At 68.7% G+C, this 21,739-nt stretch carries 21 protein-coding genes, 1 tRNA gene and 2 pseudogenes; 6 read left to right on the top strand and 18 right to left on the bottom strand.

What is annotated here, in order from left to right; all coding sequences use genetic code 11:
- Nucleotides 1-12: 12 nt before the first annotated feature.
- Nucleotides 13-1,170, top strand: a complete 1,158-nt coding sequence (locus tag DEU38_RS23730; RefSeq protein ID WP_114723833.1) for an acyl-CoA dehydrogenase family protein — start codon at nt 13-15, stop codon at nt 1,168-1,170.
- Nucleotides 1,170-2,171: a DMT family transporter gene (locus DEU38_RS23725; RefSeq protein ID WP_114723832.1), complete on the top strand. Its 1,002-nt coding sequence runs from the start codon at nt 1,170-1,172 to the stop codon at nt 2,169-2,171. The genes DEU38_RS23730 and DEU38_RS23725 overlap by 1 nt, the downstream gene beginning before the upstream one ends.
- On the opposite strand, the pseudogene DEU38_RS23720 reads toward DEU38_RS23725, so the two are convergent.
- Nucleotides 2,103-2,698, bottom strand: a pseudogene (locus DEU38_RS23720) (YceI family protein). The gene DEU38_RS23725 and the pseudogene DEU38_RS23720 sit on opposite strands and share 69 nt — an antisense overlap.
- A gap of 316 nt (nt 2,699-3,014) precedes the next feature.
- Here DEU38_RS23720 and mdlC point away from each other — a divergent pair.
- Nucleotides 3,015-4,652, top strand: coding sequence for a benzoylformate decarboxylase (mdlC, locus tag DEU38_RS23715; RefSeq protein ID WP_181818921.1), 1,638 nt, complete (start codon nt 3,015-3,017; stop codon nt 4,650-4,652).
- A gap of 431 nt (nt 4,653-5,083) precedes the next feature.
- Here the strand turns inward: mdlC and DEU38_RS23710 are convergent, their stop codons facing one another.
- Together DEU38_RS23710 and DEU38_RS23705 are read right to left on the bottom strand one after the other, a co-directional pair.
- Nucleotides 5,084-6,712, bottom strand: coding sequence for an MFS transporter (locus tag DEU38_RS23710; RefSeq protein ID WP_114723830.1), 1,629 nt, complete (start codon nt 6,710-6,712; stop codon nt 5,084-5,086).
- Nucleotides 6,713-6,756: 44 nt separating this feature from the next.
- Entirely contained in the window at nt 6,757-7,746 is a 990-nt protein-coding gene (locus DEU38_RS23705) for a linear amide C-N hydrolase (RefSeq protein WP_114723829.1), read from the bottom strand.
- A gap of 394 nt (nt 7,747-8,140) precedes the next feature.
- Here DEU38_RS23705 and DEU38_RS29905 point away from each other — a divergent pair.
- Nucleotides 8,141-8,928: pseudogene (locus DEU38_RS29905) on the top strand (carotenoid oxygenase family protein).
- A gap of 25 nt (nt 8,929-8,953) precedes the next feature.
- On the opposite strand, the gene DEU38_RS23690 reads toward DEU38_RS29905, so the two are convergent.
- From DEU38_RS23690 to DEU38_RS23630, 13 genes are all read right to left on the bottom strand, one after another.
- On the bottom strand, nt 8,954-9,298 hold the full coding sequence (locus DEU38_RS23690; protein WP_114723877.1) for a tetratricopeptide repeat protein: 345 nt from the start codon (nt 9,296-9,298) through the stop codon (nt 8,954-8,956).
- Nucleotides 9,299-9,323: 25 nt separating this feature from the next.
- A complete protein-coding gene (locus DEU38_RS23685; RefSeq protein ID WP_114723827.1) occupies nt 9,324-10,367 on the bottom strand; it encodes a MerR family transcriptional regulator in 1,044 nt (347 codons plus the stop codon).
- A 33-nt stretch (nt 10,368-10,400) separates the two neighbouring features.
- Nucleotides 10,401-11,729 carry an MFS transporter gene (locus tag DEU38_RS23680; RefSeq protein WP_114723876.1) on the bottom strand — a complete coding sequence of 443 codons (1,329 nt, stop codon included), beginning with the start codon at nt 11,727-11,729 and terminating at the stop codon, nt 10,401-10,403.
- On the bottom strand, nt 11,726-12,184 hold the full coding sequence (locus DEU38_RS23675) for a MarR family winged helix-turn-helix transcriptional regulator (protein ID WP_114723826.1): 459 nt from the start codon (nt 12,182-12,184) through the stop codon (nt 11,726-11,728). Before DEU38_RS23675 ends, DEU38_RS23680 begins: the two co-directional genes overlap by 4 nt.
- Before the next feature lie 99 nt (nt 12,185-12,283).
- Nucleotides 12,284-13,159, bottom strand: a complete 876-nt coding sequence (locus tag DEU38_RS23670) for a hypothetical protein (RefSeq protein WP_114723825.1) — start codon at nt 13,157-13,159, stop codon at nt 12,284-12,286.
- Between the two features lie 2 nt (nt 13,160-13,161).
- A complete protein-coding gene (locus DEU38_RS23665) occupies nt 13,162-13,494 on the bottom strand; it encodes an Lsr2 family protein (protein WP_114723824.1) in 333 nt (110 codons plus the stop codon).
- Between the two features lie 135 nt (nt 13,495-13,629).
- Complete coding sequence (locus DEU38_RS23660; RefSeq protein ID WP_114723823.1) at nt 13,630-14,049, bottom strand: heme-binding protein; 420 nt, start codon at nt 14,047-14,049, stop codon at nt 13,630-13,632.
- Nucleotides 14,050-14,172: 123 nt separating this feature from the next.
- On the bottom strand, nt 14,173-15,501 hold the full coding sequence (locus tag DEU38_RS23655) for a TerD family protein (RefSeq protein ID WP_114723822.1): 1,329 nt from the start codon (nt 15,499-15,501) through the stop codon (nt 14,173-14,175).
- Nucleotides 15,502-15,588: 87 nt separating this feature from the next.
- Nucleotides 15,589-16,323, bottom strand: a complete 735-nt coding sequence (locus DEU38_RS23650) for an MBL fold metallo-hydrolase (RefSeq protein ID WP_114723821.1) — start codon at nt 16,321-16,323, stop codon at nt 15,589-15,591.
- 121 nt (nt 16,324-16,444) lie between these two features.
- Nucleotides 16,445-16,532: transfer RNA gene (locus DEU38_RS23645), tRNA-Ser, on the bottom strand.
- A gap of 51 nt (nt 16,533-16,583) precedes the next feature.
- Nucleotides 16,584-16,781, bottom strand: coding sequence for a CsbD family protein (locus DEU38_RS23640; protein WP_114723820.1), 198 nt, complete (start codon nt 16,779-16,781; stop codon nt 16,584-16,586).
- Nucleotides 16,782-16,926: 145 nt separating this feature from the next.
- Nucleotides 16,927-17,385 (bottom strand): nucleoside deaminase, encoded by a 459-nt coding sequence (locus DEU38_RS23635; RefSeq protein ID WP_114723819.1) that lies wholly within the window; start codon nt 17,383-17,385, stop codon nt 16,927-16,929.
- Nucleotides 17,386-17,401: 16 nt separating this feature from the next.
- Nucleotides 17,402-17,944: a tRNA adenosine deaminase-associated protein gene (locus DEU38_RS23630; protein ID WP_114723818.1), complete on the bottom strand. Its 543-nt coding sequence runs from the start codon at nt 17,942-17,944 to the stop codon at nt 17,402-17,404.
- A gap of 49 nt (nt 17,945-17,993) precedes the next feature.
- Between DEU38_RS23630 and DEU38_RS23625 the strand changes: the two genes are divergently transcribed.
- Complete coding sequence (locus DEU38_RS23625; protein WP_114723817.1) at nt 17,994-18,959, top strand: prephenate dehydrogenase; 966 nt, start codon at nt 17,994-17,996, stop codon at nt 18,957-18,959.
- Entirely contained in the window at nt 18,956-20,305 is a 1,350-nt protein-coding gene (locus DEU38_RS23620) for an amidase (protein ID WP_181818920.1), read from the top strand. The genes DEU38_RS23625 and DEU38_RS23620 overlap by 4 nt, the downstream gene beginning before the upstream one ends.
- Nucleotides 20,306-20,320: 15 nt before the next feature.
- Here the strand turns inward: DEU38_RS23620 and DEU38_RS23615 are convergent, their stop codons facing one another.
- Both DEU38_RS23615 and DEU38_RS23610 read right to left on the bottom strand, forming a co-directional pair.
- Entirely contained in the window at nt 20,321-20,917 is a 597-nt protein-coding gene (locus DEU38_RS23615; protein ID WP_114723816.1) for a CueP family metal-binding protein, read from the bottom strand.
- 147 nt (nt 20,918-21,064) lie between these two features.
- Complete coding sequence (locus DEU38_RS23610; RefSeq protein ID WP_114723815.1) at nt 21,065-21,676, bottom strand: putative glycolipid-binding domain-containing protein; 612 nt, start codon at nt 21,674-21,676, stop codon at nt 21,065-21,067.
- Nucleotides 21,677-21,739: the final 63 nt, after the last annotated feature.

Here is a 21,739-nt window from a genome sequence, read left to right as displayed (position 1 = left end):
AAGAGGCTCCCCATGAACAGCATCCAGTTCGATCCGTGGCCGCTCACCGTCGAGCAGCGCGAGATCGTCAAGCTCTGCCGTGATTTCGCCGAGAAGGAGATCCGCCCGCGCGGCCGCGAGGTCGACGAGGCCGACGTGGTCACGCCCGTCGACATCTTCGCCAAGGCCGCCCAGGTCGGCATCACCGACTTCATGATCGCCGAGGAGTTCGGCGGCGGCGGCATGACCGACGTGTTCACGCAGTGCCTGGTGCAGGAGGAGCTCTGCTGGGGCGACCCCGGCATCGGAAACCTGGTGTGCTCCAACGGCTTCTTCTCCGACCCCCTGATGGCACTCGGCACCGCCGAGCAGAAGGAGAAGTGGCTGCGGCCGCTCACCGGCACCAATCCGCTGATGACGGCGCTGGCCACCACCGAGCCCGGCTCGGGCTCGGACGCCGCGTCGATCATCACCACCGCCGCCCGCGTGGACGGCGGGTACCGGATCAACGGCCAGAAGGCGTGGATCTCCAATGCGGGCGCTGCCGACCAGTACGTGGTGTTCGCCAAGACCGATCGCAACGAACGGTCCAAGGGCGTCACCGCATTCCTGCTCACCAAGGACACGCCCGGCTTCACATGGGGTGAACCGATGAAGAAGATGGGGCAGCGTGCGATCGTCTGCCGCGAGCTGTTCTTCGACGATGTGTTCGTCCCCGAGGAGAACCGGCTCGGCGACGAGGGCCAGGGCTTCTACGGTCTCATGGAGACCTTCGACATCTCACGGATCGTCCTCGGTGCGGCCGCCGTGGGAGCTGCCCGCGCCGCCTACGAGTACGCGCTCGAGTACGCCCGCACCCGTAAGCAGTTCGGCAAGCCGATCATTGAGCACCAGGCCGTCGCATTCCGCCTGGCGGACATGGCAACCCGGATCGAGGCGTCACGGCTCATGGTCCATCACGCCGCGCGCTCGATCGACGCGGGCGTGAACACCACCGGGCTGGCAGCGATGGCCAAGCTGACCGCGTCCGAGACCGCAATGTTCGTGACCCACGCCGCCGTCCAGACCCTCGGCGGCTGGGGCTACTCGCGCGAGTACCCGGTCGAGCAGTGGATGCGGGATGTCAAGCTCGAGGAGATCGAGGAAGGCACCTCCGACATCATGCGGCTCATCATTTCCCGGAAGCTCTGATGAGCCGAGGCCCAGGCGCCGCCGTGAACGCCGGATCGCGTTCGCTAGGGACGGGCGCCTGGGCCGCCGGGCTCGCGTCCGCCGCGGCGTACGGTCTGACCCCCGTGGTCGCGGTCCTCGCGTACCGCGACGGAGTCTCACCGTCCGTCCTCGTCACCCTGCGGGGACTGTGCGGTTCCGCGGTGCTGCTGTTGATCGCCGCCGGAACCGGCCGCCTTCGGGGCATCAGCCGGCGACCGGCAGCGGCGCTACTCTTCCTGTGCGGTCCACTCTTCGGAGTCCAGATCCTGGCCTACTTCGCGGCGGTGCAAGCCACCGGCGCCCAGGTGGCGCTGGCGCTGGTTCACATCTACCCGTTGTTCGTGCTGCTGCTGGTGTGCCTGGCCCGCCGACAACGCGTCAACGTGTGGACGGTGGCGCTGTGTGTGCCGATGGTCTGCGGGATCGGCCTCGTCGCCGGTGGCGGTGCAGCGTCGTCCTCGATCACGGTGATCGGTGTCGGCGCGGCATTGCTCAGCGCCTCCGGATACGCGGTGTATCTGGTCCTGGGCGAAGAATGGGGACGATCGGTCGGAGTTGTCAACGCGGCACTGCTCGTCACCGTCGGAGCGACGATCACAACCGGAATCGTCGCTGTGGCGACGAGACAGAGTTTCGCCGTGCCACAGGGTGTATGGAACGTCGCTGTCGTGCAGGGGCTACTGCTCAATCCGGTGGGAATCGGTTGCGCGTTCTACGCGATGCGGCGTCTGGGATCGGTGGCGATGAGCATGATCGGTCTTCTCGAACCGATCTTCGGCATCGTCAGCGCGGCCCTTGTTCTCGGCGAACACCTCGACCCGGTTCAGTGGCTCGGCGTCGGCTTCATCCTCTCGCTCGGCGGCCTGCTGCCGTGGACGATGTCGGCTCTGCGCCGACGCCCAGTCGCATCGTCAGGCGCGGTCCAGGCTCACCAGGAAGTCAACCGTGCCGGCGTCGTCGACGGTCACGAATCCCAGTGACGGCGGCGTGATTCCGTAGTCGGACCACGTGACCGGGACGCTGCCGGACGCGACCAGTTTGTCGCCGGTGTGCAGGACCTTCACGTCGACGGTCGGGTCTGGTCCTCGAGGGTCAGCGTCCCGTCCGCCTTCACGGTGGTGGCGGTTCCGTCGGTGGGCAGCGATGCCGGATCGACCGGCGTCGTGAGGGTGAACGTCGCGGTCGGGAACGTGTCGGCGGCCATGACGTTGCCGCGGAACTGTCCGTCGCGACGCGAGTTGTCGGTGGCGATGGCGGCCACCTGGACCACCACCTGGGCGCCGGAAAGCTTCTCACCGGAGACGTCGGCGGTCCCGGCCACCTGGTCGGTGGCGCCGACGACAGTGACCCGCGCGCCGAACCCGACGCCGCCTGTGCACCCTCGGTGGACACGCTCGCGGCCGGGGCGTCGTCCTCGGCGATGAACTCACCGTAGATCCACGGGCCCGCCCAGAACACCCGCGAGCACCACCACGACCGCGCCACCGATGAGCCACCACTTCTTCATCGGCACAGCGTATGAGCACGACCGGGGTAGGCGCCACGGCTACGTCGCCGCCCGGTGAGGTCTCGACCACCGTCGCGCCGCTCTGCCCCGCACGTCCGCCTCGAAACGCCGGGCCCGGTCGATCTCGTATTCAGAATCCCGCATCTTCGCCGCATCGAACTCATCCGTCGATTCATCCGTCGACTTCCGAATCGGAACACTCCGGCCATGATTCACTCGACAAGGCTGACAAGCACTGCAGATCGAAAACCCATCAAGACCAAGCCGGACATCACCGAACCCCGCTGCGGGGCGGTCACGGGGAGGATGGATCTCAATGGAAACGATTCGCGACGTCACGTTCGATCTTCTGCGCAAACTCGGAATTACCACGGTATTCGGCAATCCAGGTTCGACCGAGGAGACATTCCTGAAGGATCTGCCCAGCGATTTCAGATACATCCTGGCACTGCAGGAGGCTTCAGCAGTCGCCATAGCCGACGGCTACGCTCAGGCCACCCGCTCCCCCGCGCTGGTCAACGTGCACACATCGGCGGGCATTTCCAACGCGATGAGCAACATCATGACTGCGGCGATGAATCACACCCCGCTCATCGTGACCGCCGGAAACCAGACGCGAGAAATGCTCCTGATGGAGCCGTGGCTGACCAACGTCGAGCCCGAAATGCTGACGAAGCCCTGGGCCAAGTGGAGCTACCAACCGGTGCGCGCCGAGGACGTGCCCGCGGCGTTCATGCGTGCGTACGCGATGGCGATGCAGCCGCCGGCCGGTCCGGTCTTCCTCTCGATCCCGCTGGACGACTGGGACCGACCCGCGGCGAGCACCCCGGTGCTTCGCTCGGTGACGACGCGGATCGGACCGGACCCCGACCGAATCGAGGAGTTCGCCCGCCGGTTGTCCGACGCGAAGAACCCGGTGCTCATCTACGGCTCCTCGATCGCGCGCGGGGACGGCTGGGCACAGGCGGTGGCACTGGCGGAGAAGCTCGGTGCACCCGTGTGGGCGGCACCATCCTCGGAGCGCCCGCCGTTCCCCGGGAACCACCCCCATTACAGGGGCGGGCTGCCGTTCGCCATCGGCCCCCTGTCGGAACGGCTGGCGGGCCACGACATCGGAATCGTCATCGGGGCACCGGTGTTCCGCTACTACCCGTACGTTCCGGGAGAGTATCTACCGGAGGGCATGTCACTCCTGCACGTCACCGACGACCCCGCCGAGGCAGGGAAGGCCCCGGTCGGCGACAGTCTGCTGTGCGATGCGGTCCTGGCCCTCGAGGGTTTGCTCGAGCGGGTCGAGGAACGGGCCCCGAGTGGCCCCGTCGCCGTGAATCCGCACCGCATGGCCCCGCATCCGGCGCCGCTTGTCGCCGAGGCGGGCGAGGCGGGCGAGGCGGGCGGGACACTGACCGCGCTCGAGGTGTTCGAGGCGATCCGGTCCGTGGTGCCCGACGGCACCGTCCTGATGGAGGAGTCGCCGTCGAACATCGCGGAGTTGCACACCGCGTGGCCGATCGAAAAGCCCGACTCGTTCTACACCGCCGCGAGCGGCAGCCTCGGCTGGAATCTGCCGGCCAGTGTGGGTATCGCTCTCGCGGAACGTGATTCAGGCCGCAACCGCCCGGTGGTGGTGATGATAGGCGACGGATCGTTCCAGTACGCCATCCAGGCGTTGTGGACCGCCGCCGCCCACGAACTACCGATCCTCTACGTGGTTCCTCGGAACGAGGAGTACGCCATCCTCAAGGCGTTCGCCAAGCTGGAGGAGACGCCAGGAGTGCCGGGACTCGACATCCCGTCCCTCGACTTCGTCTCCCTCGGAGAGGGATACGGATGCGCGGGCGAACGAGCGGAGACCGTGGACGAGGTGCAGATCGCGGTGAAGGCCGCGCTCGCACGCTCCGGCCCCACCGTTCTGGAGGTTCCGATCGCAGCAACGGTCCCGCCACTGCTGTAGCCCGACATGGACTCCTCGATCGACTACCCAGACGCCGATCGACTACCTGACGCGCTGCCGTTAGCAGCGACCCACAGCCGCTTCGACATTCGAGGTGGCCTGATCTGATAGACCCGACTTCGCCAGACAAGTGGCCGTGCCGAGCTGAACCGCGAGCAGAACCAACACCGCCCCGCCCGCGCCGGCGGTGTTGGCTGTCTAGTGGGACTGTCTGAGAAACGGTGGATCCGGTCGTGGTCTGACACGCCGGGCGTGAGCCTGGCGGGAAGTATCGAGAGTCACCGATGCCTCGTTCGACCCGTAGATCGTCGGGAAACGTCAGCGACGCCTGACCGGGGTGGACGAGATCGTCCACTCGACCGGATCTACCACCCTCACCCACGCGACAACGCTCACGCCCTGTGGCTGCCAGCCCTGTTCCATGTTTCCCTTCACTGTTCCCGTCGAGTGGGCAGTTGGCGGAACGTCACGAGTGGCAGCAATACCGCAAGTCCGAGCACGAACAGGCTCGCGCGCAGCGCGACCAGTCTGGAATCGACGTTGATCTCCACCGCGCGGTCGAGCTGTGCCGAGGTCAAGTCCAGTCCGGCGAGACGGCCGCGGAGGTCATCGTTCGCGACGAAGCTGACCGAACTGGTGGTCACTTCGATTCTGCTGTCGGACCGCAGATCCGGGTCGTCAGCGACACGGCCCGAGGCGGATTGGGCGAGCACGGACATCAGCACGGCTCCCGCGACGGCAGTACCGGTGCAGAGTCCGAGGAAGTTCGCCATACCCCGAGCACTGCCGATCTCTCCGGAGAGCGACTGCGGGCTGGTCTCCATGAGCAGTGCACTTCCCGCACTCAGTCCGACTCCGATACCGAGACCCAGGCACACCTCGCTGACCCCTGTCCACACACCCGACCACTGATTCGAAATGGTCAGTGCCAGCAGCATCACGGCTGCGGCAGCGAGCACATGGGCACCGGTCAACAGCCAGCGGCACGCGAACAATCGCATCAGAACCGGTGTCGCAGCCGCCGAGACGAGCGCGGCGAGGGAGATCGGCACCAGCATCAGTGCCGAACCCACGGGCGTCTTGCCCAATACCATCTGGGTGTACAACGGCAACAGGTAACTCACGCCGGCCATCAGCAGGTTCACCGCGACCAGACCAATCAGGCAGGCACGGTTGAGCCCCGACCCGAACACCTGGGGGTCGAGCAGGGCCGTCCTGGCACCGTCGACGAGCGAATGCTGCCGCGCGGCGAACACATGCAGCACCAGCACGCCGAGCAGCAACAATGCCAGCACGGGCGACAGGCCGAGCACACTCACCGGCGCCGACTCGGCGGCCAGGAGAAGTCCCCATGCGCCGATCTGGTTGATCGCCGCGACCAACAAGAGCACACCGACGGCCGACAGCGCGATACTCGCCTTGTCGATGGAGCCCCGGAAGGGAGTCCGGGGCAGAACCACCCGGGAAGCGATGACGATGGTCCCCGCGATGACAACCAGCAGAAGGAGGAAGGGCGCCCGCCAGCCCCAGGTCTGCACGAGGAATCCACCGACCAACAGCGCGAGCGCAGCACCGATACCCGTGCTGCCCGCCAGGATCGACACAGCGACGGTGCGCTGTGTGCCGGAGTAGGCCTGACCGAGAATCGCCAGCGCGTTGGGAACGAGCAGCGCGCCACCGAGTCCCGCGACCGCTTCGCCCGCGATCAGCGCCGAGACATCCCGGGCCAGGAGACAGATCAGCATGCCTGCGATGTAGACGGTCAAGCCGAGCAGCTGGGTGTTCTTGGCACCGAGGACTCCGCTGATCTTGCCGCCCGTGACCGTGAAGGCGGCAACGAACACCCCGTACGCGACGATCGCCAACTGCACGTTCGAGATCGTGGTGTTCAGGCCCTCGACCACGCCGCTGATCGCCATGGGTAGCACCGACGCGTTGAACACCGAGACGAGACCGGTGAAACACACGAGAATCAGCGGCAACCAGCTCGCTCGCAGCAGCGCCTCGTCCGCGCTCTCGGTTGTCACACGAACGGCAGGCTGCTGATCAGCGGTGTCCATAGGTGCACCCCTCGGGGATCGTGCAGTGGGTTCGAGCCTGAAGATCAGGACGGCAGAGTCAGGAACTGCATCGGGGCCGTTTCCGCGAAGCGGCCGGTGACGTTGCCGGCGAGTCCGCCCTCGAGCGCCGTATCGCTCATCAGGTCAAGCTTGCCCGCCGGCGCGCCCACCCCGAAATCCAGCTTGTCCAGGTCCACCCACACGATGTTGGGCCGTGTCGTCGAGTCGAAGACGAACCGCTTGTTGGTCAGGTCGGCAACCGTCTGCCAAATCGTCTGCGACGCATACGGCTTGTCGGGATCGGGGATGCGGAAAGGCTGGGCGGCATTGCGGATGACGCTGAACATTCCCGCGACCGCCTCGACCTCGGTCTTGGGCTCGGGCAACCGGCCCACGTAGTACGCGGCGCGGGCGAACCGGTCGGTCGCGAGCGTGGTCCCGGGCAGGGGCCTGGTCCCACCGAACCCGTCGATCTCCTCGAGCAGTTCGATCTGCTTGTCGTAGGTCGGCGAATTGGTCATCACGCGATAGGCGCGGTCGTGCCAGACGGTGGCCTTGCCGTCGACGTACTCGATGATCGCCGAATCTCCGGTCGCATCATCCAGCGCGAGGTGTACCGCGGGCACCTCACCGGTCGCCGGGTCCCCGAGCGGTACAACCTGAACGTCGGACTCGGTGATCCACGCGGCGGCGTCCGCCACCGTGGCGAAGTTGTCCAGGAAGTACTGAAGCCAGATCGCCATGCTCAGAGCCGGCCGCGACTTGTCATGGGTGCCGTACTCGGACTCCGCGAGCCACAGGATGTGCCCCGCCAGTCCCGCCTCGTTCATGCCGTCCACCGTCATCATGTCGAACGCACCGGCCACGACACTGCCGTATTCGGCGGCCCAGCTGAGTGAACCACCGACGCCGTCATCACGTTTGATTCCCCGGGGAAGCGACCACAGGTTCGTTCCGGTATCTCGGTGATAGTCCATATTTCGCCCGACGAGCACAGCCCCTGCGGCGTCCGGCCAGATCACCCTGGTGCACATCACTCCACCTTCCGCAGCTCTCGAAAGAGCTGGCTTCTTCGTCGAGATCTCGAAACTGGATTAGGCGAACGATAGCAAGACTTTCGAGAGCGGCAGGCTCATTGGAGCAATCACCGCGAGCCCCGCACCACTCGTTGTCAGCCCGCGCCGAAACTCTCAATCATTTTGGTGGACACCCTGTTCTCCGATCCGGTCATCGTGTTCGAGGAGTGGGACGAGGTCGGGGCTCCCGGACACGACGAATGCGAGCGAGTCCCTCCGCGTTGGAGTTCCAGACGGGGTGCACGTCGCGGTGAACGCCGCGCTCGCATGCGCCGGCCCACCGGTCTGGAGGTTCCGAGCGCGGCAACGGTCCCGCCGCTGCTGTAGCCGCCGACTCGGGTCTCGTCGGGTGATGCCTGCCGGATCGGCCGGGACCGGTCTGGCAGGTATCCCGCACGGGAAGATCTTCCGGACCGGATACAACTGGTTCACCGGCGACGGCATGGTTCACGGCGTCCGACTCGGCGACGGGCAGGCACTGTGGTACCGGAACCGGTGGGTCGACTCGGAAGCGACGTCGGCGACCCTGCAACGGTTGGCCCCCTCCGAGCGCGGCCGATCACCCCTGCACGGACCGTCTGCGAACACGAACGTCATCGGGTTCACCGGCAAGACGCTCGCCCTGGTCGAGGGCGGTCTGGCGTGCGTGGAACTGTCCGAGGAACTCGACACGGTCGATGTCTGCGACTTCGACGGCACCGTTCGCGGCGGATACACAGCGCACCCATCGGGGGATCCGGAAACCGGTGAGCTCCATGCGGTTTCGTACCACTTCGGATGGGAAACACCTTGCAGTACAACGTGATCGGCGCCGACGGCCACCTCCGGAAGAAGATCCCGATCCGCGTCGGCGGCAGTCCGATGATGCACGCCTTCTCCCTGAGTCGCGACTACGTGGTGGTCTACGACCTGCCGGTGACGTTCGACGTTCGAAGCGCCGTCGCGGCCAACGCGGCCCGGCCACTGCGCCCCCTTGGCGGCATTGGTCTCCGAACGGACCGTGACCGCGGCGTGGCCGCCACTCGCGACTTCGATCCCCGATCGGCGATCGGGGAGTTCGTCTTTCATCCCGCGTCTTCCGATTGTGCGGAGGCCGGATTCCACGGCAACTGGATACCGACAGCGACGCACACGCCCTGACGCAACCGTGTCGACGTCCAGCGGTCTACGGGCGCGAGGGCCTCGGTTCGACGGAACGTTCGGTGACGGCCACGCCGACCTCGTCGACGGCCGTGCGGATCATCGCCCCGTACCCGTCGTCGCCGAGCGCGTCGAAATACCGACCGGCCGCATCGAGATGCTCGCGCGCCTGGTCGAACGATCCGAGCCGCCGGAGGTTGTCGGCGAGATTGAGGTGCAGCGACGGATAGGAGCCGCGAACCACGAGACCCGCGTGGTGTTGCCGGACACGGTCATTCGGGAGGGCATCGGCGCGGGCGGCGTCCGGGTCACCGTCGCGGCCGAGCGTGACGGCACGGATGATCGCGTCCGTCGTGAAGTCCGTGGTCATCGCGGTTCTCCTGTCGCGGTGGAGGTTACGGGGCAGTGGGCATGGCGAGCGTGGTGAGGTCGCCGTCGGTGGCGGAGCGGATGACGACGGGCTGGTCGGCGGCGGAGAGGTCGAGCATGACGTCCGGCCCGACAGCCGTGGCGAGCGCGGCGCGCAGGGTGCCGGACGCGAAGTGCACCTCGATGCCCGGGCCGGACACCTCGGCGGTGAGGCGCGTTTCGCCCTCGCCGACACACACCACCACGGTGTCGGTGGCGATCGTGCACCGGATCCTCGCGTCGGGGCTGTCCTCGATCGCGGCGAGCAGCGCGTCCCGGGACACGACGACCCGGGTGGACGCGGCGGGCAGGGCGGTGAGCATCGCCCGGTAGTCGGGGAACGCGTCGTCGATGGTGGCGCATCGTCTTTCGTCGCCGCCGGCGGCGACGACGACCAAGCGATCGGATCCGGATCGGAGGACGACGTCCCGGCTCCCACGCAGCCACGGGCCGAGCGCGGCAAGCTCGGCGGCGGCCACGACGACGGCCCACGGATCACCCGCGCCGGGGCAGGCGATGCTGCGCGTCGACAGGCGGTATCGGTCGGTGGCGGTGAGTGTGACGGCCCCGTCCCCCACCTCCACGAGAATCCCGGCCAGGACCGGAAACTCGGGATCCGACGCCGCAGCGACCCGGACCTGCCCGATGGCATCGGCGAGCGTGGCGGCGCAGATCGACGCCGAGGGCCGCGGCGGCGGCGCCTGTCGGACGGACTCGGCGACCGCGGCGGCGGCGTCGGCCCGCTCCCGCAGCGCGCGGACGTGTGCGTCGAGCAGGCGTCCGGCGTCGTCGACCCCGTCGAGGATCCGCGCCACGACGTCCAGCGGGACGGCGATCTCCCGCAGCCGGCGGATCATCGTGGCCTGGTCGCGTTGGGCCTCGGTGTAGTACCGGTACCCGGTCGACCGATCGACGCAGGCCGGGACGAGTAGCCCGCAGTCGGCGTAGAAGCGCAGCGCGCTCGGTGTCAGTCCGCTCGCCCGCGCGAGCACGCCGATCGTGATCAACCTGTCCGTTCCGAATTCGCTCATCGGGCCATCATGGAGTCTCGACCAGCTTGAAGGTCAAGCCGCTTTCGAACGGACGGCCTCGGTGGACGCCGGGCCCTCGGCGATCGCGGGGGCCGGGGCGGTCGGTTCCTCCGGATCCTCGGGGATCGGTTGCGCCTGGGCGGTGACCTTCTTGCCGCGGCCGATCACGATCGCCGCGACCAGGGCGACGACCAGACACGTGATCGCGCCGAGCAGCAGCCCGGCCCGGCCGCCCCACTCCTGGCTGACCCAGCCGGCGACGGGGCCGCCGATGGCCGTCGAGCCCTGGAACGCCGTGGCCCACAGCGCCATGACGCGGCCACGCATCTGTGGTTCGGCCTCGAGCTGGAGGGTGCTGTTGGTGGTGGAGTTGAACGCGATGCTGACGGCGCCGACGATCACCAGCGCGATCAGTTCCACCGCCAGCGTGGGCGCGGCGGCCGCGGCCACCAGCGAGAAACCGAACGCGGCGGCCGCGACGATCAGGACGCGGGTGCCGGTGCGACCCCACGTGGCGACCAGCAGGCCGCCGCACACCGCGCCGATGCCCATCGCGGCCGTCATGAACCCGTACGCCTCGGAGCCGGCGCCGAACGTTTGATCGGCGACGATCGGGAGCACCACCTGGAACTCGAACGCGAGGCATCCGATGAACGCCATCATCAGCAGCGGCACCGCGAGATTGCGGTTGCCGCGGACGTAGCGCAGGCCCTCGCGGAGCTGGCCGCGGGCGCGTTCCATCGGCGGCGAGCGGTGCAACTCGGAGACGTTCAGTCGCAGCAGCGACGTCACCACCGCGACGAAGCTGGCGGCGTTGAGCAGGAAGCACACGCCCAGCCCGCCGGCCGCGATCGTGACACCCGCGACCGCCGGACCGACAATGCGCGACGCGCTGACCAGCGTGGACTGCAGGCTGACGGCGTTGCGCAGGTCCGCCGGACCCACCATCTCGAGCAGGAACGACTGCCGTGCCGGGTTCTCGAAGCAGTTGTTGAGGCCGAGCAGCAGCGCGAGCACGTACACGTGCCACAGCTGGACGGTGCCGGTGATCGTGAGGACGCCGAGGACGAGGGCCTGGACGCCCATCATCGTCTGCAGCACGATCATCAGCCGTCTCTTGTCGGTGCGGTCGGCGATGACACCGCCGTACGGCCCGAGCAGCAGGACCGGCAGCGTCTGCAGCGCCACGACCAGGCCGATCGCGGTGCCCGAGCCGGTGAGTTCGAGGACCAGCCAGGACTGCGCGACGAGCTGCATCCAGGTGCCGATGAGCGAGACGGCCTGGCCGCTGATGAAGCGGCGGAAGTTGCGGTTCGCGAGCGCCGCGAACGTCTGACGTCCGAGTTTTCCCGCGGCCGTCATGAGCGGGCCGTAGCCCGGGCCTGACACATCCGTTCGCCGAGCGCCTCGAGGGCCGGCAGCGCGTCGAGCAGATCCTGGGTCTTGGTCTCGGGGAGTTGGGCGAGGTACTCGGCGAACAACTGGGTCCGCTTGTCCCGCAACTGCGAGTGCAGGGCGATCCCCGCGGGCGTCGCGGCGACGACGACGGCCCGGCCGTCGTCGGGATCGGCCGAGCGCATGAGCAGCCCCTCGGCCTCCATCTTGCCGATCATCCGCGAGAGCATCGTCGGGTTGAGGGTCTCGATCTCGGCCATCTCGCTGGCCCGGATCGGCCCACGGCGCACCGCGGTGGTCAGGATCGAGAACTGCGTCTTGGTCAGCTCACCGCCGGACGTCTGCCGGTCGACCTGCCGGGAAATGCGTCCGAGTGCGACACGAAGCCGGGAGACCTCGTCGTCGTCGAAGAGGCTCGTCAACGTCCACCTCCAATTTACTTGCTTGTCGGCAAGCATACATTGAAGGTGTGGCGATCTCCACCCTCGGGTGCGTGACACCAGCCACGGGAGGGGGTCGGGTCAGGTCAGTTTCGCGGCCCGCACGACGGGCAGCAGACGCTGCTGGTTGTCCACCCACTCGCGCATCACGACCATCTCCTCGCGCCGCTGCACCGAGTCCCAGGTCGCCATCTCGATGTTGCCGACGAGGTTCTGGCTCTCCTTGACCACGCGTTCCCGCTTGGCCGTCACCACCCGGTCGCGGTAGCGCTTGACGGAGACGCGCAGGTCCTGGATGGCGTCGATCTCGCTCTTGATGACCTCGAGCGGCCGCGCGACGTCCTCGTCAAGTTCGGCGGGGTCCTCGATGCCGGCCGTGACGAGCCGCTGCTTGAAGAGGTGGATGCGGTAGAGGTCGGTGTGGATCTTGCGGGCCACGTCGTCGAGCTTGTCCCCCGTGATCCGCATCGGCGCGACATCCTGTCCGGCCCAGTCGAGGAACGCCTTGAACAGGGCCACCTCGGTGGCCAGGTAGACGAGCAGCGCGACCTCGGTGAGGACCTTGGGGTCGTCCGGATGCGGCCGGCTCTTGACGCTGAGCAGCTCACCCTTGACGAGGACCTCGTGCTTGGGGAACACCCGGTGCAGCAGATCCAGGTAGACGCCGGGGCCCACCTTCTTGCTGCGGATGCGCGTGATCCCGGCCTCGTAGCGGGCGGTCCACTCGCCACCGTCGTTCGGGATGTCGTACAGGAACACCCGGATCGGATCGCCGTGGGAAAAGGACGTATCCGAACCCTGCGCCTCGTCGGCGGCGGCATCGTCGGCGCCCGCCGCGTCCGGATCCGCCACGGGCGAATCCGCGGCGACCACCGCGGGGGTGGCCGCGTCCAACTGCTCCGCGACCACGGGTTCGGGCGCGGCAGCCGCCTTCTTGCGCTTACTGACGGTCGCCATGACTAGTGGGCGGCCGCGTACGCCTTGACGATGTCACCCGAGATCCGGCCGCGGGTCGACACCACATAACCGTTGCGGGCGGCCCACTCCCGGATCTCCTGGGTGCTGGCCCCATCTGTCGTCGGCTTCGCGGCGCGGGTCGTCTGGCGTCCGCCGACCTTGGTGGAATGGCGGATGTAGTAGTCCAGCTTGCGGTGGAACTCGGTGGCGTTCTTGTCGTTGAGGTCGATGGTGTACTCGACGCCGTTGACAGCGAAACTGATGGTCTCGCCACCGAAGTCGATGGGCTCACCATCAAGATCATCGATGAGCTCGACAATTACCTTCTGTGCCACGTGTTACTCCCGAGGTTCGTCAACCAAGCTGCATCGGGAGCCTACGGGACAACCCCCACACAACCCGATGCGGATCAGGGTCGTCACGGCGTCGACCGTGACGGTGACACCTTCGCGGTGCCCGCCGGGCGCCGGTCAGCGCGCGGCGACACCTGCCTGCGCGTATTCGACGTCCTGCTCCGGCTGCGCGCCGCTCACGCCGATCCCGCCGACGACCTCCCCGTCGACGCTCACGGGCAGGCCTCCGGGCAGCGTCGTCAGCGGCTGCTGGGTCTGCGCATCGATCAGGTCGACCAGCGCGGGATGGGCGTCGGCCAGCCCGGAGTAGGCGGTCGTGGGTATGCCGATCAGCGCCGAGGTCGCGGCCTTCGCGCGTGCCACCCCGGGGGTGAACCATGCGGCGCCGTCGTCGCGCACCACCAGCAGATCGTGTCCCCGCGCGTCGACGACGGTCACGCTGACCCGGTTGCCGTCCCGCCGCGCGGCATCGATCGCCGCGTCCGCGGCGCGCCGGGCCGCCGCGAGATCGAGCCGGGCCTGCTTCGTATCCGCCATCGAACGTCCTCCCTCAGTTGCTCTCGTCGACCTCGATCAAACACGAGCCGCGCTCCGAATCCCCATCCGAGGGTCGGGGATTCGACGATCGCGGCCCCGGACGACCCGGCGCGACCGTCCGGATCAGGCCGGGCACCTCCCGCTGTACTTGTCCAGCCCGAGACCGCCGTTGCGCTTCTTGCTGCGCCCGGTGGGACCACCGGACGGCTTGCGCACCCACTTGCCCTTCGAGTCCAGGCCGGGCATCCGTTCGCTGCCGATGCGGCTGTAGCGCGTCTCGCCGTCGACAGTGAGCACCCCGTCCTGCACGTCGATGTGCGCGACCGTCGCCCAGAACGAGTTCTTGCTGTTGCCCACGTAGACGAGGATCTCGTCGGCATCCGGGCCGGGCAGCCCGTCCTTGCCGGCGCGACCATAGCGGATCGCCACGCGCGGATTACCGAAGGTGTCCAGGGCGCCCGCCCCGTTGTCGACGCTCTGATAGATGTTGACCAGCAGGTCGCCGTTCTCGTTGGGCAGCACCCGCACCTGCTCGACGGCCGGCTTCTTGCCCTTGCCCGGGCCCTGGCTGTCCCCGTAGTGGTGGATGAACGGCCAGTGCTCGAGGCTCCCCCGGTGCCCCTTGTCGCCGCTGATGACGACGTACTCGTCGGTGTCCTCGTTGCGGCAGAAGAAGTACACGTCGAGGTCCCCGGTGCCGTACTTCTTCACTTTGCCGTTGCGGTCGTAGGTGGCGCCGCGCCCGTCCCATTCGAGGCCGACGGTCAGGACCCAGTTCGGATCCCCCTGCCCCTTCCTCAGGTCGATCCGCGCGGTCCGATCGGGCGACTCCTTGGTGAGCGCCACCTTCACCTTCTCGAAGGAGATCGGTGGTGCCGCGGCCGCGGCGGGCGCCGCGATCTCCGGAGTGGGCGGCGCGGACGGCGACGCAGGCGCCGAGGTGGCGTCGGCCGGCGTCCCGGGATCGTCGACGTCGATGCCGTGCTCACCGGCCAGCGCCGCCAGGCCCTGGCTGTAGCCCTGCCCGATCGCGTCCATCCGCCAACCGGTTCCCCGCCGGTATAGCGCGACGACCTGCAGCACCGTCTCCGTGGACAGACTCGACGGCGTGAAGCGGAGCCGCTGGGACGTACCGTGCACCTCGACCGCCAGACCCGTGACCGCACCGAAGTCGATGCCCTGGGCTTCCGTGCTGGCGGTGAGCAGGACCCGATGGATGTCCGCCGGCACCGTGGTCAGGTCGACCGAGACGCTGTCGTCCGCGGTGAGCGCGACACCCGGCGCCGTCGGGTTGTTGAAGAAGACGAAGTCGTCGTCGGAACGCACCTTGCCGTCGTCGGCGAGCAGCACCGCGGCGATGTCGACCATCCCCGGCTGCCCTGCCGTGGTCAAGCGGACCGTGTACCGATCCTCGGCCAGGTCGGTCTTCGAACCCTTGACCACTTCAAGCATCGCGCGCGTCCCCACCGTTCGTCATCGTCTTGCGACTGCCGCAGCGGCAGCGCACCATGCTGACACACCGTGCAGTCGCCGTTGATCTCAGCGTGCGTCCGCGGACGGCGCGAACGGGTCTGTGGCGGTGCCGATTCGCGCATGCGCCTCCTCGAGGACGGCCTCGCCGTGACCGAATCCCGCGATCCGCGCGCGCGTCGCCGCGATCTGCGCGAGAGAACGGCTCGCAGCATCCCTGTCGACGTCGAAGACGCCGAGGATCACCTCGCCGTCGAACTCGGCCACCGCGTCCCCCGTGAGGACGGCATCGGCGTCGGGCAGGTACAGGGCGATGCTCCCGGGGGTGTGCCCGGGAACGCCGATGACTCGCGTCCCGCCCGCGAAGTCCAGGACGTCGCCGTCGCGGACCTCACGGTCCACGCGGCAGGCAGGTCCGTGGGACGGCTCGTCGAACTCGGCGTGGATGGTCTTCTCGCGATCCGTCAGACGGGGAAGAGGACCGCGCTGTGCACCCGCCACGAACGGCGCGTCAGCGGCACCCGCGATGACCTCGACGTCCGCCCACCGCGCGATCTCGGCGGCCGAACCGGTGTGATCTTCGTGGAAATGCGTGAGCACGATCCGCGTCATGTCGGTGCGCTGCCGGCCGAGCACCGACAGCGCGTCGGCGATCAGATCGGCGCTGTCGGGCCAGCCCGTGTCGATGAGCGTCACACCGTCGGCGCCGAGCCAGAGGTAGCAGTTCAACAGGTGTGCTGGGCCGGTGGGGATGCGGAGGCGATGCAGCGCAGGCGTCAGCTGCTGAAGATCGGGGCGAGGCATACCGCGACGGTAGGTAGGCAATGGAGACCGCGTCCCCCGATTTCGTTCTCGGCGGACAGATTTCGACCACAGCGAACAACAGAAAAGTCCCCCACCCCGAAGGGGTGAGGGACTTTCTCGGCGGTGGCGGAGGGATTTGAACCCTCGGTGCGGGGTTACCGCACACAGCATTTCGAGTGCTGCACCTTCGGCCGCTCGGACACGCCACCGCCGAGAACTGTACCGGAGCCGACGCTCAGCCTGAAATCGGCAGGTCAGCGTCACTTTCCAGTCAGTTTGTCCTTGGCGGTGGAGGCGGCGTCCTTGACCTTCTCCGCGGCGTCCTTGACGGCGGATTCGACCTGGTCGCCCTTGCCCTCGTTCTTGAGGTCCTCGTCGCCGGTCGCCTTGCCGGCGGTCTCCTTGGCCTTGCCCCCGAGGTCCTGCGCTTTGTTCTGAGCCTTGTCTGCGATTCCCATGAGCACTCCTCCGTGAATCTGCGTGAACCTTGCGGTCCCGGTGCCACACGAGCACCTGCCTCCACCAGACCACGATCTGCGGAACTCTGCCGAGAAACTCCGCCCATGTGGGCGGCAATCACCCACATCGCTGCAGGTAGAACCGTCAGCGCTGGTCCTGAAAGAAACTTTCGAGCAGGCCCGCGCACTCGTCCTCGAGGACGCCGGCGCGCACCTCCGGACGGTGGGTGAGGCGACGGTCACGGACCACGTCCCACAGCGAACCGACCGCGCCGGTCTTGGGTTCCCACGCGCCGAACACCACCCGTTTGACGCGGGCGAGGACCAGCGCGCCGGCGCACATCGTGCACGGCTCCAGCGTCACCGCGAGGGTCGCGCCCTCGAGCCGCCAGCCGTCGCCGTGCACCTTGGCCGCGGCGCGCAGCGCGAGGATCTCGGCGTGCGCGGTGGGGTCACCGGCGGCCTCGCGGGCGTTCGCCGCCCGCGCCAGTTCCACACCGTCCGCGTCGAACACCACGGCGCCCACCGGCACGTCCGCGTCCGATGCGGCGGCGGCCGCGTCGAGGGCGACACGGATCATCCGCTCGTCGTCCTGGAGGCTCACGCCGGGCTGCCCGCGGTCAGCGTGACGAGAGCTTGTCGAGCTCCGCCGACAGCTCCGTCTCGAAGCCGCAGCGCTGCGCGACCATCGCGAGCTGCTCGTCCGGGTACAGATCGTGCTCGGCGAGGATCACCCCGAGCACGGCGTCCGGCAGACCCAGGTCGGCGAGCACACCGAGGTCGCCCTCCTCCCACGGTTCGACGTCGTCGAGCTCGTCGGGGTCGATGTCGGGGATCTCGATGTTGAGCGACTCGAGGACGTCCGCGGCGATGTCGTAGTCGATGGCGGCCGTGGCGTCGGAGATCAGCAGGCGGGTGCCGGTCGGGGCGGGACGGACGATGACGAAGAACTCCTCGTCGACGTCGAGCAGACCGAACACGGCGCCGGAGCTACGCAGCTCGAGCAGTTCCTTCTCGGCGGTCCGCAAACTCGTCAGTGCACCGCCGGTCAGCGGCGTGCACTTCCAGCGGCCTTCCTCGCGGACGACAGCCATACCGAAGCCGTCCAAGTCCTCGATCGAACCCGCGGAGGCGCTGTTGTTGTTCGCGCGCTGTGCACCCATGCGCGCAACGGTAGCCCGCGCGGTGCCGCTATAAGAAGTCCAGCGGCAAATGTGCCAACCTGTTCGGGTGGCTGACGACGTTTCCGCACCTGAAGTCTGTGTTCTCGGTCTGGGTCTGATCGGCGGATCCCTGCTCCGCGCGGCGGTGGCGGCGGGCCGTGACGGCTGGGGCTGGAACCGGTCGGCCGGGGCGGTGGACGCCGCCCGGGCGGACGGCTTCGACGCCGACACCGATCTGGTCGCGGTGCTGCGCCGCGCCGAGCGGTCCGGCGCGCTGATCGTGGTTGCGGTGCCGATGCCGGCCGTCGACGGGACCCTCGTCGCGATCGCCGAGCACGCGCCCGGCTGCCCGATCACCGACGTCGTCAGCGTCAAGGCCGAGGTGGTCGCTGCGGTCGCCCGGCACGGCCTGCAGGACCGGTTCGTCGGCGGTCATCCGATGGCGGGGACGTCGCAGTCCGGGTGGGACGCCGGGGACGCGGACCTGTTCCGCGACGCGGTGTGGGTGGTCAGCGCCGACGACGGCGTCGACCCGCAGATCTGGTCGCAGGTGGCGCGGCTGGCGCTGGACTGCGGCTCGGTGGTGGTGCCGGCGGAGTCCGTCGAGCACGACGCCGCCGTCGCCCGCATCTCGCACCTGCCGCACGTCCTGGCCGAGGCGCTCGCGCTGTCCGGCGCGGCCGGCGGCGACCTGGCGCTGGGCCTGGCGGCCGGATCGTTTCGGGACGGGACCCGCGTCGCCGGCAGCGCGCCCGGGCTGGTGCGCGCGATGTGCGAGGGCAACCGCGACGCGCTGCTCACCGCCGTGGACGAGACCCTCGACGTCCTGCACCGGGCGCGCACCGAACTCGCCGCGCGGGGCACGCTCGCCGAGTTGGTGGAGTCCGGGCACGACGCCCGGCTGCGTTACGAGCAGCGGGAGCGCTGGACCATCACCGACATCGAACCCGGCTCCGCGAACTGGCTCGAACGGATGCGCGACGCCGGACGCCGTGGCGGGGTGCTGAAGCCGTGAGCACGCCCACGCTGCGAGACGTCGCCCAGTTGCTCGCCAAGAACGAGATGACGGCCACCGAGCACGTGCGGGCCACGCTCGACGCGCTCGACGACCTGCTGGGCACGCCGTGGGAGAACCTGGTGGCCGCGCGCGACGACGAGGCGGCCCTGGCCGCCGCCGCCCGCGCGGATGCCGCGATCGCCGCCGGCGACTGGATCGGCCCGCTGCACGGCGTGACGGTCGCGGTGAAGGACAACATCGACGTCGCCGGGATGCCGACCCGCTGCGGCAGCGCCGTCCTCGCCGACGCCCCGCCCGCCGCGTCCGACGCCCGCATCGTGACGCGCCTGCGGGAGGCGGGCGCGATCGTCGTCGCCAAGACGCACCTGCACGAGTTCGCCTACGGTCCGACGGGTGCCGTCAACGCGTCCGGCCCGGCGGCGCACCCGCACGATCCGGGGCTCATCACCGGGGGGTCGTCGTCCGGGTCGGCGGCACTGGTCGCGAAGGGCGTCGTCCCGCTCGCGCTGGGCACCGACACCGGTTGCAGCGCACGCACTCCCGCCGCCCTGTGCGGCGTCGTCGGCTTCAAGCCCAGCTTCGGTGCGCTGCCGACCGGCGGTGTGTTCCCGCTGTCGACCACGTTCGACCACGTGGGCCTGCTGGCCGCCGACGTCCTCGACGTCTCGCTCGCGTGGGGCGCGATCCCCGGTATCGCGCACGTCCGCACCCCGGTCGCGGGGCTGCGGGTCGGGCGCCTGCGCGGGGAGAACTGGGACGTCGCGGACGCGGCCATCGAGGCGGCCGTCGATGCCGCGTGCCGGTCCCTGGTGGACGCGGGCGCCGAGGTGGTGGACGTGGAACTGCCCGAGACGCAGCAGTTCCTGGACGCCTACCCGATCGTCACCGGCTCCGAGGCGTACGAGACGCACCGGGCCTGGTTCGAATCCGCCCCCGAGCGCTACCAGTCGCCGACGGCCGCGCTGCTGGCGGCGCAGAAGGATCGCCCCGCCGTCGAGTACCTGCACGCGCTGCGGACCGTGGAACGGCTTCGCCGCCAGGCGCTCTCACGGCTGCGCGGCGACCTGGGCCTGGATGCCCTGATCACCGCCACCACTCCCCTGCGTGCCGTCACCCAGGAACAGGCGCTCTCGACCGATCCCGCCGTGGCCCGAACCCCGTTGCTGCGCATGTGCAGTCCGTTCAACGCGCTCGGCATCCCGGCGATCTCGGCGCCGGTCACGATCGACGACGGCGCGCCGGTCGGCATCCAGCTGATCGGCCTGCCCACCACCGCGGGCGGGCACGGCTCGCATCCGGCCGAATCCGCGGCCCTCGCCTGCGCACTGGCGGTGAGCAGCTGACCCCGCGCCAGCGGCTCAGGTGAGCTGCAGCGTCGTCACGCAGGTCGGGTCGTCGTCGTGCGTGGAGATCGCCGAGGTGGTCGTGCGGCCGCCGGTTTCGAGTGTGATGGTCGCGTCGACGGCTCGCGGCAGCCAGAGCCCCAGGAACCCGTTGTCGTTGGTGCGGACCGTCTCGTCGACGAGCACGGCGCCGCTTGCGCGGTCGGTGACCTCGACCCGGATGTCCTCGTTCGGCATCTCACCGAGACAGGTGGTGAGGCTGTGGAAGAAGCACTCGTGAGTCCGGTCGGCGTAGGGCGCGATCGAGACGTAGAACTGCTCGTCGGGTAGCGCCAGGGACGCCGTGGCACCGCTGCCGTCGGAGAGTTCGACCGTGCGGGGCTTGACCGAGGCGAGCAGATCGGCGGGGCGATCGGCGACCGGCATGGTGTCGAGTCGAGCGATCACCTCGCGGGCGTCGAGTCCGTCGAGGTCGTGTTCCGCGAGCAGTTCTTCGGCCGCGGTCGTGGACGGTTCGTTGCGTTCGGTGGTGGCACATCCGGCGAGGAGCGCTACCCCCGCCAGAGCGCAGACGAGGGCCGTGACTGTCTTCGCGAACCGGTTGCAAGCCATGCCGTCGACAGTAACGTGACAGCTACGGGGTAGGGGTATCCGGTAGTCGCGGGCGGACGTGGAGATCTCCGAAAGTCGGCGGATCGAACACGGCAGCAATCACTTTCGCAGGGGCGGTCTGTCGACCGTTCCCCGGTGGCCGGCCGCTCAGATCCGCTCGGCCAGGCCCTGGTAGTCGAGGACGAAGCCGTCCTCATCGACGGTGATCGACGAGCTCGACACCGGCGAGAGGACGTGGATGCCGTCGGCGCCGCTGCTGTAGGTGAGGGACGCCTCCTGCACGGCGAGGTCGGGCAGGTTGACGTAGACGACGGGGACCTGGAGGTCCTCGGACTCGTGCTGCAGGCCGAACCGTCGGATCGGCAGGGTGTTGAAGAACGGACTGAGCACGACGTCGACGTCCTTCGCGCCGGCGAAGCCGGAGCGCAGGTGGGTGGTGCCGGTCTCGACCATCCAGACGCCCTCCTCGTCGCGGCTGATCGACATCTGCCGCTCCCCCGTCGCGAGCGCGGTGCGCAGCGACAGCCGCCGGGTGACACCGTTCTCGTCGGTGACGAGGTCGTAGGACGCGCTGAACGCGGGATGCTCGGCGCACTCGCCGCCGATGATGCGGCCGGTGGCCTTGATCCGACTTCCGCTCAACTGCACCCGCACCGATTCCATCCGCGGCGCGGCGTGGGCGCGCCACGTCAGAACGGCAGGCCAAGGCGACGGGGCGCTCGCGGACGACCGGGATGCACCGGGGACGGGGTTGCTCACGGTGTCTACGGTAGGCGACGAACGCCGTCCAGGCGTGGACCGTGGGTGGGATTGGTTCGCGCG

This window comes from Rhodococcus sp. AG1013, assembly GCF_003350365.1.
Lineage (GTDB): Bacteria > Actinomycetota > Actinomycetes > Mycobacteriales > Mycobacteriaceae > Prescottella.
This window is presented reverse-complemented; position numbering and strand designations above follow the sequence as displayed.

What these genes read in the sequence shown, in the direction of transcription:
- DEU38_RS23730 (WP_114723833.1), top strand. Translation starts at nt 13, where the DNA reads ATGAACAGCATCCAGTTCGATCCGTGGCCGCTCACCGTCGAGCAGCGC.
- DEU38_RS23725 (WP_114723832.1), top strand. Translation starts at nt 1,170, where the DNA reads ATGAGCCGAGGCCCAGGCGCCGCCGTGAACGCCGGATCGCGTTCGCTA.
- mdlC (WP_181818921.1), top strand. Translation starts at nt 3,015, where the DNA reads ATGGAAACGATTCGCGACGTCACGTTCGATCTTCTGCGCAAACTCGGA.
- DEU38_RS23710 (WP_114723830.1), bottom strand. Translation starts at nt 6,712, where the DNA reads ATGGACACCGCTGATCAGCAGCCTGCCGTTCGTGTGACAACCGAGAGC.
- DEU38_RS23705 (WP_114723829.1), bottom strand. Translation starts at nt 7,746, where the DNA reads ATGTGCACCAGGGTGATCTGGCCGGACGCCGCAGGGGCTGTGCTCGTC.
- DEU38_RS23690 (WP_114723877.1), bottom strand. Translation starts at nt 9,298, where the DNA reads ATGACCACGGACTTCACGACGGACGCGATCATCCGTGCCGTCACGCTC.
- DEU38_RS23685 (WP_114723827.1), bottom strand. Translation starts at nt 10,367, where the DNA reads ATGAGCGAATTCGGAACGGACAGGTTGATCACGATCGGCGTGCTCGCG.
- DEU38_RS23680 (WP_114723876.1), bottom strand. Translation starts at nt 11,729, where the DNA reads ATGACGGCCGCGGGAAAACTCGGACGTCAGACGTTCGCGGCGCTCGCG.
- DEU38_RS23670 (WP_114723825.1), bottom strand. Translation starts at nt 13,159, where the DNA reads ATGGCGACCGTCAGTAAGCGCAAGAAGGCGGCTGCCGCGCCCGAACCC.
- DEU38_RS23660 (WP_114723823.1), bottom strand. Translation starts at nt 14,049, where the DNA reads ATGGCGGATACGAAGCAGGCCCGGCTCGATCTCGCGGCGGCCCGGCGC.
- DEU38_RS23655 (WP_114723822.1), bottom strand. Translation starts at nt 15,501, where the DNA reads ATGCTTGAAGTGGTCAAGGGTTCGAAGACCGACCTGGCCGAGGATCGG.
- DEU38_RS23650 (WP_114723821.1), bottom strand. Translation starts at nt 16,323, where the DNA reads ATGCCTCGCCCCGATCTTCAGCAGCTGACGCCTGCGCTGCATCGCCTC.
- DEU38_RS23640 (WP_114723820.1), bottom strand. Translation starts at nt 16,781, where the DNA reads ATGGGAATCGCAGACAAGGCTCAGAACAAAGCGCAGGACCTCGGGGGC.
- DEU38_RS23630 (WP_114723818.1), bottom strand. Translation starts at nt 17,944, where the DNA reads ATGGGTGCACAGCGCGCGAACAACAACAGCGCCTCCGCGGGTTCGATC.
- DEU38_RS23625 (WP_114723817.1), top strand. Translation starts at nt 17,994, where the DNA reads ATGTGCCAACCTGTTCGGGTGGCTGACGACGTTTCCGCACCTGAAGTC.
- DEU38_RS23615 (WP_114723816.1), bottom strand. Translation starts at nt 20,917, where the DNA reads ATGGCTTGCAACCGGTTCGCGAAGACAGTCACGGCCCTCGTCTGCGCT.